The organism is Acinetobacter sp. HY1485 (assembly GCF_027568475.1).
In the GTDB taxonomy this organism is placed as follows: Bacteria; Pseudomonadota; Gammaproteobacteria; order Pseudomonadales; family Moraxellaceae; genus Acinetobacter.
The window spans coordinates 66,080-79,164 of the sequence record NZ_JANKZG010000004.1; the positions used below are offsets into that span (position 1 = coordinate 66,080).

Here is a 13,085-nt window from a genome sequence, read left to right on the forward strand (position 1 = left end):
TCACAAAAAACCATCTATATTTATGCAAAATGGTATTTTTTAATAAAGTTTTTCTTACATAGATCACGCATAATAAAAAAAATAGGTTGAAAATGGACAAAAGAATTGGATATTGCAGTCATTGGTAGTGGCATGGCTGGACTTGCTACTGCAAGAATATTAAAAGATGCAGGACACAATATTACAGTGTTTGAAGCATTGCCTGGTCGTGGAATGGACAGTCATACAATTGAATTTGATGGCGGTATTATTGATTCACCTTTGCGTGTAATGAACCCATATCTTTGGAAAAATACGCTCAGTCTTGCGGCTCATTTGGGTATTCAGGCATTCCCTGTGCGCACTTACATGGCATGCAGTTGGTTATTTGAAGATAAAACTCAAACATGGTTAACGACATCTCGTGCGCCAATTGGTAATTTTCCAATTATCAATAACCGTAAAGGCTTACAGCAATATGGTGTACGTTTAGTTAAAGGTATGCTTCAGCTTAAAAGTGCTATTTATCGTTTCTTTAAGTCTAAGAACCAAGACATCACATTATCTGAATTTGTGAACAAAAACGAAATTGAAGAAGTGTTTTGGCATGGTGCTGTCATGCCTGTGCTTTATACCATTTGTACTTGTAACCCTCAAAATATTGGTGAATGGCCAGCAAAGCCGTTATTGGTATTTTTACAACAGCTGACCAATGGTGACCAACTTTTACGCTTACAAGGGGGTACACCTGCTTTTGTCAATAAGTTGGTTGAAGGTATTGAAGTTAAAAGTGGTTCTGCGGTAACAGCCGTTGAATTAGAAGGCGAGAAAGTTCGTGTTAAAAACCAAGCAGGTTTTGAGCAACTTTATGATCGCGCTATTGTGGCAACACCAACCAATAAGCTAGAAGACTTTTTAAACAAAGATCAATTTGCAGAAGACTTAGCTTTACTCAAACAATTTAAATTTGAAGAAGGCGACTTAGTCATTCATACAGACTCTTCTGTCATGCCACCGCGCCGTAAAGATTGGTCTGTTTTAAGTTATATGATGGATCGTCAATTCACTAAACAGCAATTCACAGTTTGGATGAATAAGGTGGAACCATCATTGGTGGGTAAAGAACCTGTATTCCAAACATGGCGTCCTGTAACACCGATTGATTCTAAAAAAATTGTGTCTACAGTGAAGCTCAGCCGTGCCGTTGTAAATTCACAAACGGTTGAACTTAACAATGAACTTCAACGCCGTCAAAAATCAACAGATCGTAAGGTTTATTTCTGTGGTTCTTGGTCGTGTGATGGTTTACCAATTTTAGAGTCGGCTGTTACATCTGCAATGCACATTGCAAAAAGCTTAGGTGCGCCGTTACCATTTGTTGGTTTAAAGCCAAAAGTAGAAATTGCACCAGAACTTGGTTACTAAGTGCATAAATATGCCATTGATGCCAAACAGCTAGGGGATGAGAGTGCCTTGCCATGGACGAATTTAGGTTTGTGGCAATATACAACTGTATATACGGCTGCTTGTCAAAACTTAGCGCAACATCTTGCCCAATCTTTAAATCTGCAAGCTCATGATGTGTTATTAGATTTAGGTTGTGGGCAAGGTGCAAGTTTGGCGCTTTGGCAAAATGTATATCAACTGCATCATATCGAAGCAGTTGAACTACAACCGCACTGTGTTGAAAAAATTAAAAAACAGAATTTACCTGCGCTTAAAAATATTTATTGTCATTCATTCTTAGCATTACAAAATTTTAAGTTTAAACAAAACTTTGATGTGATGATGTGTATAGATGCGCTATATCATCACAATATTAGTGAATTTTTAAGTAGTGTCCAAAACCATCTAAATATAAATGGGCGTTTAGGTTTTCATTATTTGGTGTTAAGTGACGCGTGGGAAAAAACCTCTTTTTTAAAACAACAGCAATATCGCTATTTATTAAAATGTGCTGATATCAATATCAATAATTTAATGACTCAATCAAATTTAAAAGAGCTGATCAAAAATCAGGGCTATAAACACGTAATAACTGAAAATTTAACAGAAGATGTATTTAAGGGTTTTAGTGATTTTGTAGCGCAACATTCTATTCAAAATTTTAAAATAAAAATGACTGCAAAATTGTGCCATAAGCTGTATTTAGAGAATTTAATTTATTATGTACAAGTGATTGCCCATTAAAAAAGCCCATCTAATTAAGATGGGCTTTAGAATACGTTGGTGCCGACACTCGGATTCGAACTGAGGACCTACTGATTACAAGTCAGTTGCTCTACCAACTGAGCTATGTCGGCAACGTGGAAGCAATTCTATATGAATTTACTAAAACGTCAAGCCAAAAAATGAACGATTGGATGAAAAGATGATTCCTATTAAAAATATGTTATTCATTTTACATATAATACTTATAAAATTGCTATTTTACAGTCCGTTTATAAGGTACTGAATTTTGAAACGAGTGTTTAATATGTCGTCATTGTTTAATTTTAAAACTGCTATTTTAGCCACTATGGTTGCTTTAGTGGGTTGTCAGTCAAATTCTCCTATTTCTCTAAGCGAAAAGCTCGAAAAACGCAGTATTTTATGGAATATTGTAAATGAGCGTTGTGGTACAGAAAAAGACGCTAAACAAGATTGTTTAGTCACAGATCGTGAACAAGGTTTTGTAATTTTCCGTGACCGTCATGGACCTGTGCAAACGCTAACGATGCCAACGTTGAAAATTACAGGCGTAGAAGATAAACAATTGCTTGCACCACAAGCACGAAACTATTTTTATGATGCATGGCAGTCGCGTGCTATTTTAGATCAGCAAAATCAAAAGCCAATTGATCCGCAATATTTATCCTTTTCTGTAAACTCATCTTATGGTCGTTCACAGGATCAATTACATATTCATAATTCTTGTTTGCGTAAAGATGTCTATCAAATTGTTGAAAAGAACCGTATCCAATTAACAAATGAATGGACAGTTTTACCTGAAAAAGTATTCGGACATACGTATATTGCTCAGAAAATAAAATTGGCAGATTTAGAGCAAACAAGTCCGTTTAAAAATTTAGAAACTTATGTAAACCAACAGAAAAAAGCCAACATGGGGCAATTTGGTGTTGCAATAGTGTCTGCTAAAGATGGTGAAATTGTATTCTTAGCATCTCAAGTGAATTTAAAAGAGCTAAACCAAGCGTCTGTTGAAGAAATTCAAGACACCCATTGTGCGGTAAATAACCAATAAAAAAAGATGGCATTAGCCATCTTTTAGAGTCGCATTTCGATACCTTGTTCTGCAAGGTATTTTTTTGCCTCTGGAATTGTATGCTGTCCAAAATGGAAAATACTTGCAGCGAGTACAGCATCTGCGCCACCTTGAATAATACCATCTGCCAAATGTTGTAAATTACCCACACCACCTGATGCAATTGTAGGTACAGTTACACGGTCGTTAATGGCACGCATAAGAGCAAGGTCATAGCCTGCCTTTGTACCATCGGCATCCATACTGGTAATAAGCAATTCACCCGCCCCAAAATCTGCCATTTTTACTGCCCATTCAATGGCATCAATGCCTGTGGCTTTGCGTCCGCCATGTGTGAAAATTTCCCACTTGTTTTCTGCAACTTTTTTAGCATCAATCGCAGCTACAATACATTGTGCACCAAAACGCTGTGATGCTTCTTGGACAAACTCTGGGTTAAAAACAGCCGCAGAGTTAATACTCACTTTATCTGCACCTGCATTTAACAATAAGCGGATATCTTCGACTTTACGTACACCACCACCTACAGTGAGGGGTACAAAAACAGACTCTGCCATACGCTCTACAGTACGGTAAGTGGTATCTCGTCCATCATGGGTTGCCGTAATATCTAAGAATGTAATTTCATCTGCACCTTGTTCGTTATAGCGACGTGCAACTTCAACAGGGTCACCTGCATCACGAATATCAAGAAACTGAACGCCTTTGACCACACGTCCATTTTCTACGTCTAAACAAGGGATAATTCGTTTTGCAAGCATGGGCATTTCCTTAAAATAAAGTTTTTGAATTCTTACAATTTGACGGTATTCTATCCCACACATTTTGTTCTATGCAGGTTTACCATGTCTGTTTATACGCCTTTGAATTTAGACGAAGTTCAGCAATTTGCTGCAGCTTATGGTTTAGAAGTTATCAATTTGCTTCCAATTCAAGGGGGTATTCAAAATACCAATTACTTTATTGTGTGTGCAGATGATAAGCAATACGTATTGACGGTTTTTGAAAACGAAACAGAACAAAGTGCAGGAGAGCTTATTCCGGTATTAAAGTGTTTAAGTGAACATGGTGTACCGGTTGCTGCACCTTTACAGCATAGTGGTCAAGCAATTCATTATATTAAACAAAAGCCTGCACAAATTGCACCGCGTGTTTGGGGCGAGCATCCTGAACAAACCAATGCTGTACAAGTAGAACAAATCGCAACTGCTCAGGCAAAACTGCATGTGGCATTACAAGATTTTGATTTAACGCGTAGCCATAGCCGTGGGCATGTTTACTGGACGCAGATTGGTCAAGAACTACAAAAAGAAGAAATGACCACAGAAGATGCGCAGTTATTTGATCATGTATATTCAATTTTTAACGAGTACCGCACCAAATATCCAAATTGTCCAAAGGGATGGATACACTCTGATTTATTCCGTGACAATACGTTATTTAAGGATAATCAATTATCAGGAATCTTAGACTTTTTTGAACTGAATTTTGATGATATTTTATTTGATATTGCCATTACAATGAATGACTTTTGTACCAATTATCCTGAGGTACAGCTTGATCAGACACGTGTAAATGCTTATTTAAATGCCTATCAAAAAATAAGACCGTTTACTCAAGATGAAATACATTCACTTAATGTATATTTAGCGATGGCAGCTTGTCGTTTTTGGACATTGCGTTTAAATGTTGCACGTTTGAATCGTCTAGAAGGGCGTGGCGGGGCAGATGTGTTCCAAAAAGACCCTGCTCAAATGCGTGCAATGCTCGTTGATCGTTTACAAAATGCGTGATCAAGGGCGTTTAATTGAATGGTTTGACGATAAGGGGTATGGATTTATCCAACCCCATGATGTCACAAAGCAAAAAATATTTGTGCATATCAAAGATTTTGCTAAAAGAGGACCACGCCCTTTAGTTGGATGTGCCTTAAATTATGTTGTTACAGTAGATCAACGCGGTCGATTCTGTGCAAAAGATGTCATGTATTTAAAAACACATCGACAAGTGCCCAAAAAAACATCTCAAACTTCCACAGCATTACCTAAAATGGTGGTGTTGATTGCTGTGTATTGGATCACTTTATTTGTACTTACCGCAATGCATAAACTATCCAACACTTATTTTTTTATTGTAATTTTAGTTAATGTTGTGACTTATTATTTTTATAAAAAAGATAAAGATGCTGCCCAACATAATAGTTGGCGTGTTAAAGAGCAGAATTTGCATATGATGTCGTTTTTAGGTGGCTGGAGTGCGGCATGGTTTGCTCAACAAAAGTTACGACATAAAACACAAAAATCATCATTTCAGCAGATGTATATTGTTACTATATTTTTAAACATTGCGTTAGTTATTTTTCTTGTGAGTCCCTTCAACACATTTTTAAAATAAATTGGGAGAGAAATGATGGATTTTAAAAGTCAGAAAACATTAACCGTTGTACTCTATGCCATGTATATTGCGGCAATTTTTTCGGCAGGTATTTTTGCTGTTATTGCTTTGATTATTAATTATGTAAAACGTGATGATGTCAAAGGCACTATTTTTGAAAGTCATTTTACGTGGCAAATTCAGACAGTCTGGAAATATCTCATTTGGAATATTATCGGTATTTTCCCTTTTTTTCTTTTATTTTTAGTACAAAATAATGAGCAATTATTTAATGGGGTTGCATTATTAAGTTTTATTTTCTTAATTGCTGTTGTCATTATTTCTTGGCTTTGGATTATATATAGAGCAATTAAAGGGCTAATCAAGGTGAACGAAAATAAAGCAATTTATTAGATAAAAGTGGGTTTTCCCACTTTTTTTGAACCTAAAAAGTGCATGTATTTTAAATGAAAAATATAAGATAACTGTACATTTTAAAATAATAGAATGTACGTTTTAAAATAATAAAATGTACCTTTTTAATTTATAAGAATTTACCTTTTTAATTTTTAAAACTGTACCTATTTAGTTTAACTATAAAATCGCCCTTTACGTCTTTTAAGCCCCAATTTATGAATTGCTTTAACTAATACGGCATATGAAACTGAGTAGCCAAATTCTTTTTCAAATAAAAAGGGGAGATCTGATATATTTTGAAACTTTTGTTTTTTAACAAAGTCTTGAAATGCTTTCCAATCTTTAATATGAGTTGGAGCACCCTGTCTTTTTCTTGGTTTAGTTTCTAATGAGCCTGTTAGTTCTTCTTTTTTAATCCACGCATCTAAAGTCACGCGAGAGATATTAAATTCTTTACATACTTCAGCTTTATAATCAGTTTTTCTATATCGTGCCAATGCTGCTTTTTTTGTTTCTAATGAGTATTTAGCCATTTTCTACCCCTGTTTAAATATTTTATATATGGCATAGTTTCTGCAAATAAGTAAAGAACCGCTTAGGGCTTAATGAAGGGAACTATGGTGAGTACAGAACAAAAAGGAAAGCGTTTGGCATTGTGGCAAGTTATTATTATTGGTGTTGCTTACATGACGCCAATGACGGTATTTGACACCTTTGGCATTGTGTCAGGTACAACTGAAGGGCGAGTACCGCTTGCATATTTATTTGCGCTTGTTGCCATGTTACTGACTGCTTTTAGTTATGCACGTTTTAGTCGTGTGTCGGGTGAATCGGGCTCAGCTTATACTTACACGGCACAAAGCTGTGGGCATTCATTTGGTTTTTTTGTTGGATGGTGTGCTTTACTTGATTATTTGTTATTGCCTTTAATTAATGCGCTACTTTGTGGCATCTATTTAGAAGCATTAATTCCTGCATTGCCATATTGGGCATGGGTAACAATCGCAGCAGGCTTAGTTACTTTTGTAAACTGTTTTCGCCTCAATATTTTAGCCAACTTTAGTTTTTTATTTGTACTTGCACCTGTGTGTTTAATGGTGGTGTTTGTTTATTTGGTCATTCATGGCATCAGCACAACACAAGGCTATACACATGTTCTTACCTCACAACCATTGTTTAATGGAGATACAAGCTTACTGCCCATAATTGCAGGTGCCTCTATTTTGTGTTTTTCATTTTTAGGCTTTGATGCAGTAACAACATTATCGCATGAGACGGAAGAACCACAAAAAAATATCCCTCGCGCTGTGATGTTAACCACGTTAATAGGTGGTGTTATTTTCTTTACAGCGGCGTGGTTTATTCAGCTATATTTTCCAAATAATACTCACTTTAAACACCCTGATGAAGCATTACCTGAAATTGTACTGTATGTGGGCGGTGCATTATTTCAATCTGTGTTTTTGACAGCACAGATTATGAATACCGTGGCATCGGGTTTAGCAAGTCATGCTAGTGCATCACGTTTACTCTATATCATGGGGCGCGATGGTATTTTTTCTAAGCGTTTTTTTGGTTCATCAAACGCAAAACTAGGTACTCCATTATTTTCAACTTTGTTTGTAGGTGTGGTTTCACTCAGTGCAATTTTTTTAGATCTCGCACAAGTGGTGAGCTTAATTAGTTTTGGTGCGTTGGTTGCGTTTACTGCGGTAAATTTCTCGGTATTTATGAAATTTTATGTGCAGGAAAAGCAAAAAGAAGGCTTAAAAAATAAACTCCTCAATATTGTTTTACCTTTGTTATCTGTCCTTGCGATTTTGTGTTTATGGGTCAATCTTGAAAAGTCTGCTCTAATCTTTGGTTCGAGTTGGTTCTTCATTGGTTTGTTATTTTATCTATATCGAAAAATTACCAAACAGCCCCTTGTAATTAGCAATGCTTACGAATGAGAGTACAAAAATGAAAATCAGTAAACCTAAACAACTTCATGATGTTGAATTTAAACCCTCAATTAACACGCAAACTGGACAAGATTGGACATGGGTTAATCCCGATAAGCTAAGCACAGAAAATTTACCCGCAAATTATTATGAAAGTGCTTTGGACACATGGCATCAATTTCCAAGTTTAACCACAGACATTGAGTGTGATGTAGTGGTTGTAGGCGGTGGTTTACTTGGTTCATCTACTGCACTGCATTTAGCACAACAAGGATTAGATGTTGTGGTGGTGGAAAAAAACAGAATTGGTGCGGGTGCATCAGGGCGTAATGGTGGACAACTAACACCCGGTTTAGCACGTTGGGAAGCTGAGGAAATGGTTGAGCATTTTAGTTTTGAAGAAGCGAAGAGACTTTGGCACTTTACCTCTACAGAAGCTATGCAACTTATTGATGATTTAACAGATCAATACCAACTAGATTTAGGGCGTAAACGAGGGCATATTACGGCTGCTGTACATGAAGGGCATTTAGTTGCTTTAACTAAGGGATCGGATGCACGTAAGTATTTGGGTGAAGATCATACTCAAATTATTGGACAGCATGAGCTATACGATTACGTCAAATCTCCTCATTATTTTGGTGGTTTATTCGATACTTTAGGTGGACAAATTCAGCCATTGGCACTAAATCGTGGCTTAATTTATGCATTTTATCAACACGCAGGGCGCGTGTTTGAACAGACAGAAGTTACTAAAATTGAAGAAAAAAATGATGGCATATATGTTTCAACACAGACAGGTGTAATTAAGGCAAAAAAGAGTGTGGTACTTGGTGTACATCATGCATCGTTTCAACTGTTGCAAGAAGACAATCAGACCACTATTCCGTTTTATACGTATGTATGTACTACTGCACCGCTCAGTGTCGATTTGAAAGAAATTTTACCGCAAGATACGCCTGTTTATGACACACAATTTCAAATTGATTATTACCGCGGTGTGAGCCAAAACCGTTTGTTGTTTGGCGGGCAAGGTACAGGAAGTTGTTGGGATCATCAGCAGACTGCAGATTATCTGTTACATCGAATTCATCATGTTTTTCCACAAGTGAATGATGTTGCGTTAGATTTTGTATGGAGCGGTACAACAGATTTAACAGTGAATGGCGCAACAGATAGCCGAAAATTTGGCAAGAAATATCCAATTTATGCGGTACAAGGTTGGAGCGGACATGGTGTGGCACAGACTGTACGTATTGGAAAAGCGATTGCTGAAGATTTAACAGGAAAATCGAAAGATTTTGAAATACTAACCAAGATTCAGCATCATAATATTCCATTTGGGCGTGCATTAGCTCCTTTAGTTATTCCATTGGCTAAAAGTGCTTATGGGGTAGGGGCACTGGTCAATCCTGGAAAAATGGTCTCATTTTAAGCTCAATCGTGCTCTTATAGTTTTAAGTATTTAATCTTAAAGACTTCGACTGAAATATTTTTATAAAAAAAAGCTTATATTAATTGATGATTTAGATTCACTTTAATAAAAAAGAGGTCATATGACCTCTTTTTTTAAATATTTTTAAGCTGTTGAACTTCATCTAAAACCAGTTGTGCTTCACGCAGGTTGAGTGAACCTTCATAAATAGCACGCCCTGTAATAGCACCTAATAAGGAAGGATGCTGACTCAATGCATGTACATCATCTATGTTGGTAACACCACCTGATGCAATTACGGGGAGTTTGCAATAATCAGCTAGTGCAACGGTTTGCTCAAAGTTAACGCCTTGCATCATGCCGTCGCGTGCAATATCTGTATACACAATGCTAGAAACGCCTGCATCTGCAAAACGTTTTGCTAAATCCGTTGCTTTTACATCAAGTACATTTGCCCAACCATCGGTTGCTACATAGCCATCTTTAGCATCAATACCGACAATGATATGTCCTGCAAATTTCTTACATGCTTCTTCAACAAATTCTGGTTCTTTTGCAGCTTTTGTACCAATAATGACAAAAGAGACGCCTGCTTCTAGATAGTGTTCAATCGTTTCTAGCGAACGGATACCACCACCAATTTGTACAGGAAGCTCTGGATGTGCTTTGGTAATTGATTCCACTACATTTTTGTGGATAGGTGTACCTGCAAAAGCACCGTTTAAATCAACAAGGTGTAAGCGACGTGCGCCTTCATTTACCCAATGTGTTGCTGTTGCAACGGGATCATCAGAAAATACGGTATCATCTTCCATACGTCCTTGCTTTAAGCGGACGCACTTGCCATCTTTTAAATCTATTGCAGGGATAATTAGCATATTTTCATTCCTTGAAGGCACAAAAAGTTAAATTTATCTTCATCTTAGCAAACTACTTATCAATTGCTAAAGGGGATTAATTTATAAATAACATGTTTTTGTAGGAATATAAATCATAAAAAGGCTCGTGAGTATGAGCCTTTTAGTTTTATTGAGTCACTTCAGATGCAATAGTGGTTTGTTCAATTTGTGACACAGTTGGTAAGTCTTGATTGTTTTTGATTGCCATAGAAATGAAAACAGCCATTAAAAGCGTCAAGATGACACTAAAAACAATACCAATCCAAGTCACTACTTTTTCCCAACCTTGTGTAATACGTTGAACACCAAATTGATTGACACCTTCATCTCCTTTTGCAAAATATAAGTAAAATGCAAAAATAAAATTAACAAGTGGAAAAAATAGAAGTAAAGATGCCCAACCACTGTGGTTACGATCATGTAAACGACGGATTGTAAAAATAATAGATAAGTAGAATGTGACACAGTAAATCGCTAAAAGCACAATAATAATAAAAACAAGAAAAGTAGTACTGCTTTGTGGCGATGAAATTTGACCTGTATACAATACACTTGCGAGTGCTACCATCAAACCAGATGTAAAAAGTGCTGTATAAATAATAGAGTTAGTGACAAAGTTAAGTACAAATAGCCAAGAAAAGTAGGTCATACGACCAATACGTCCTTGCGCTGAAAAAATACTATTTGATTGAGGCGAAGAAGAATTAAAAGGTGCGTCCATGGAAAATTTTTCACTGTTATATTTATGTATTATTTTATAATATTTTGTAATAAACTACAAAAATAAAGATCAAGCCCTATTAAAGACTTGATCTATAAATATTAAATCTTCCACTCAACAAAGTTTTTTAATAACTGTAAACCAGCGGTATGGCTTTTTTCTGGATGAAACTGTGTAGCAAACAAATTTTCTTGATGGATAGCGGTACAAAATGGCAAACCATAGTCACAGGTCGCTGCAACTAAGTCCTGATTTTCAGGCTCTACATAAAAGCTATGCACAAAGTAAAAGCGTGCATCTTGTTCAATGTTATTCCACATCGGGTGAGTAGAGTCAATTTGATGAACCTTGTTCCAACCCATATGAGGTACTTTCAAATGGGGAGTTTTTGGAAACTCTTTTACTGTTCCTTTAAAGATACCCAAGGCATCACTACCACCATTTTCTTCAGAGCGTTCAAGTAAGGCTTGCATACCGACGCAAATTGCCAAAACAGGTTTATTTAAAACAGCATCTCGAATCACTTGGTCAATACCCGATGCCTGCATACCTTGAATACAGTCTCGCATTGCACCTACACCAGGAAACACAATTTTATCTGCTTGTGCAATAATTTTAGGGTCATTGGTAATATCAACTTGTGCGCCTACATGCTCTAACGCTTTACCTGCTGAGTGTAAATTCCCCATGCCATAGTCAAGTAATGCAATACGTGTCATTTATAGGCTTCCTTTTGTTGATGCAATGGTGCCTTGCGCTCTTGGATCTTGCTCACATGCCATACGTAATGCACGTGCGAATGCTTTAAATACACTTTCAATTTGGTGATGACTGTTTTGACCTTTTAAATTATCAATATGTAACGTCATTAAGGCATGATTCACAAAGCCTTGGAAAAATTCTGAGAATAAATCAACATCAAATGTTCCAATACGTGCACGTGTAAATGGAATATCCATAAATAAACCTGGACGTCCAGAAATATCAACCACTACACGAGATAGTGACTCATCTAAAGGTGCATAAAAGTGTCCATAACGACGGATACCTTTTTTATCGCCCAATGCTTGTGCAAATGCTTGTCCTAATGTGATACCACAATCTTCAACTGTATGATGATCATCAATTTCTAAATCGCCATCACAATGAATATCAATATCAAATAAACCATGTCGCTTGATTTGATCAATCATATGGTCTAAAAAGGGAACGCCTGTATGCAATGTGCCTTGACCTGTACCATCGAGGTTGACGCGAACTTTAATTTTGGTTTCATTCGTGTTTCTTACCACTTCACTAATACGTTGCGTCATTGACACATTCCTTAACATGTTTTGCTTAGATTTGTATATTAGATTGCTGAGGAGGGTTAATCAATGCCTGTGATCGTTGATCGTCAAACGACCGTAAAAAAAGAAGAATTTATAAAGTTATATAACAATAGCCCAGAGTTTTTAAATGGTGAAGATGCATTTAGACAGTTTGAAGAAACGCAAGCAACTTTGTATACCGCCGTATTTAATACAAAGATGATTGCTGCTGTATGGTTAAAAGATCACTTTCTTCATCATATTGTCGTACATCCTGCAAATCGGGGACGTGGCATCGCAGATCGTTTACTCAGTGAAGTGTACAAAAAGGAACAGCTTGCGCACAATTGGCAAGCGAAATGCGCTGTTATTCAAAAGTATTTAAAAAAATATGATGAAAAGGCTTGACCTTTAATGCATTACCTTGTTTAATACGCCCCATTGGCGTGATAGCTCAGTCGGTAGAGCAACGGATTGAAAATCCGTGTGTCCCCAGTTCGATCCTGGGTCTCGCCACCATATTTGTGTTTTCAATCCCTGATTCCATCAGGGATTTTTTTTGCGTAAAAAATATTCATTTGTTTCAATAATTTAAAAAAGAGATTGACGTATTCATTCAAATAAGGCTTAATACACCCATTGGCGTGATAGCTCAGTCGGTAGAGCAACGGATTGAAAATCCGTGTGTCCCCAGTTCGATCCTGGGTCTCGCCACCATATTCAAAAAAATCCTAAGTTTTCTT

15 protein-coding genes and 3 tRNA genes are annotated in these 13,085 nt (G+C 36.7%); 11 read left to right on the top strand and 7 right to left on the bottom strand.

The genetic code is table 11. The annotated features are described in order from the left end of the window. Positions 1 to 105: 105 nt before the first annotated feature. Entirely contained in the window at positions 106 to 1,404 is a 1,299-nt protein-coding gene (locus PCI70_RS05605; protein ID WP_269914363.1) for an FAD-dependent oxidoreductase, read from the top strand. Next, entirely contained in the window at positions 1,405 to 2,169 is a 765-nt protein-coding gene (locus PCI70_RS05610) for an SAM-dependent methyltransferase (protein ID WP_269914364.1), read from the top strand. Positions 2,170 to 2,206: 37 nt separating this feature from the next. Here the strand turns inward: PCI70_RS05610 and PCI70_RS05615 are convergent. Continuing rightward, positions 2,207 to 2,282, bottom strand: a tRNA-Thr gene (locus tag PCI70_RS05615). A gap of 173 nt (positions 2,283 to 2,455) precedes the next feature. Between PCI70_RS05615 and PCI70_RS05620 the strand changes: the two genes are divergently transcribed. Continuing rightward, on the top strand, positions 2,456 to 3,223 hold the full coding sequence (locus tag PCI70_RS05620) for a CDP-diacylglycerol diphosphatase (protein WP_269914365.1): 768 nt from the start codon (positions 2,456 to 2,458) through the stop codon (positions 3,221 to 3,223). A gap of 23 nt (positions 3,224 to 3,246) precedes the next feature. Here the strand turns inward: PCI70_RS05620 and hisF are convergent, their stop codons facing one another. Then, a complete protein-coding gene (gene hisF, locus PCI70_RS05625) occupies positions 3,247 to 4,005 on the bottom strand; it encodes an imidazole glycerol phosphate synthase subunit HisF (protein ID WP_269914366.1) in 759 nt (252 codons plus the stop codon). Positions 4,006 to 4,089: 84 nt separating this feature from the next. Here hisF and PCI70_RS05630 point away from each other — a divergent pair, with 84 nt between their 5' ends. The 3 genes from PCI70_RS05630 to PCI70_RS05640 are packed head-to-tail and all read left to right on the top strand — an operon-like array spanning position 4,090 to position 6,031. Continuing rightward, positions 4,090 to 5,037 (top strand): homoserine kinase, encoded by a 948-nt coding sequence (locus PCI70_RS05630; RefSeq protein WP_269914367.1) that lies wholly within the window; start codon positions 4,090 to 4,092, stop codon positions 5,035 to 5,037. Then, positions 5,030 to 5,638, top strand: a complete 609-nt coding sequence (locus tag PCI70_RS05635) for a DUF1294 domain-containing protein (protein ID WP_269914368.1) — start codon at positions 5,030 to 5,032, stop codon at positions 5,636 to 5,638. Before PCI70_RS05630 ends, PCI70_RS05635 begins: the two co-directional genes overlap by 8 nt. 12 nt (positions 5,639 to 5,650) lie before the next feature. Continuing rightward, positions 5,651 to 6,031, top strand: a complete 381-nt coding sequence (locus tag PCI70_RS05640; RefSeq protein ID WP_269914369.1) for a DUF4870 family protein — start codon at positions 5,651 to 5,653, stop codon at positions 6,029 to 6,031. Between the two features lie 176 nt (positions 6,032 to 6,207). On the opposite strand, the gene PCI70_RS05645 is transcribed toward PCI70_RS05640, so the two are convergent. Then, positions 6,208 to 6,567: a helix-turn-helix domain-containing protein gene (locus PCI70_RS05645; RefSeq protein WP_269914370.1), complete on the bottom strand. Its 360-nt coding sequence runs from the start codon at positions 6,565 to 6,567 to the stop codon at positions 6,208 to 6,210. 84 nt (positions 6,568 to 6,651) lie between these two features. Here PCI70_RS05645 and PCI70_RS05650 point away from each other — a divergent pair, with 84 nt between their 5' ends. Then, a complete protein-coding gene (locus tag PCI70_RS05650; RefSeq protein ID WP_269914555.1) occupies positions 6,652 to 7,986 on the top strand; it encodes an APC family permease in 1,335 nt (444 codons plus the stop codon). Positions 7,987 to 7,996: 10 nt separating this feature from the next. Beyond that, a complete protein-coding gene (locus tag PCI70_RS05655; RefSeq protein ID WP_269914371.1) occupies positions 7,997 to 9,412 on the top strand; it encodes an NAD(P)/FAD-dependent oxidoreductase in 1,416 nt (471 codons plus the stop codon). 134 nt (positions 9,413 to 9,546) lie between these two features. Here PCI70_RS05655 and hisA read toward each other — a convergent pair whose 3' ends face one another. From hisA to hisB, 4 genes are all read right to left on the bottom strand, one after another. Then, positions 9,547 to 10,290 carry a 1-(5-phosphoribosyl)-5-[(5-phosphoribosylamino)methylideneamino]imidazole-4-carboxamide isomerase gene (hisA, locus tag PCI70_RS05660; RefSeq protein WP_269914372.1) on the bottom strand — a complete coding sequence of 248 codons (744 nt, stop codon included), beginning with the start codon at positions 10,288 to 10,290 and terminating at the stop codon, positions 9,547 to 9,549. Between the two features lie 148 nt (positions 10,291 to 10,438). Next, the gene (locus tag PCI70_RS05665; protein ID WP_269914373.1) at positions 10,439 to 11,032 is read right to left on the bottom strand and encodes a DUF805 domain-containing protein; all 594 of its coding nucleotides are present in this window, start codon (positions 11,030 to 11,032) and stop codon (positions 10,439 to 10,441) included. A 101-nt stretch (positions 11,033 to 11,133) separates the two neighbouring features. After that, positions 11,134 to 11,751: an imidazole glycerol phosphate synthase subunit HisH gene (gene hisH, locus PCI70_RS05670; protein ID WP_269914374.1), complete on the bottom strand. Its 618-nt coding sequence runs from the start codon at positions 11,749 to 11,751 to the stop codon at positions 11,134 to 11,136. Beyond that, positions 11,752 to 12,345, bottom strand: coding sequence for an imidazoleglycerol-phosphate dehydratase HisB (gene hisB / locus PCI70_RS05675; RefSeq protein WP_269914375.1), 594 nt, complete (start codon positions 12,343 to 12,345; stop codon positions 11,752 to 11,754). 63 nt (positions 12,346 to 12,408) lie between these two features. On the opposite strand from hisB, the gene PCI70_RS05680 reads away from it, so the two are divergent. The 3 genes from PCI70_RS05680 (at position 12,409) to PCI70_RS05690 (ending at position 13,059) form a co-directional block, all read left to right on the top strand. Continuing rightward, positions 12,409 to 12,750, top strand: a complete 342-nt coding sequence (locus PCI70_RS05680) for a GNAT family N-acetyltransferase (protein WP_269914376.1) — start codon at positions 12,409 to 12,411, stop codon at positions 12,748 to 12,750. Positions 12,751 to 12,785: 35 nt separating this feature from the next. Beyond that, a tRNA-Phe gene (locus tag PCI70_RS05685) sits at positions 12,786 to 12,861 on the top strand. A 122-nt stretch (positions 12,862 to 12,983) separates the two neighbouring features. After that, a tRNA-Phe gene (locus PCI70_RS05690) sits at positions 12,984 to 13,059 on the top strand. The last annotated feature ends 26 nt before the right edge of the window (positions 13,060 to 13,085 follow it).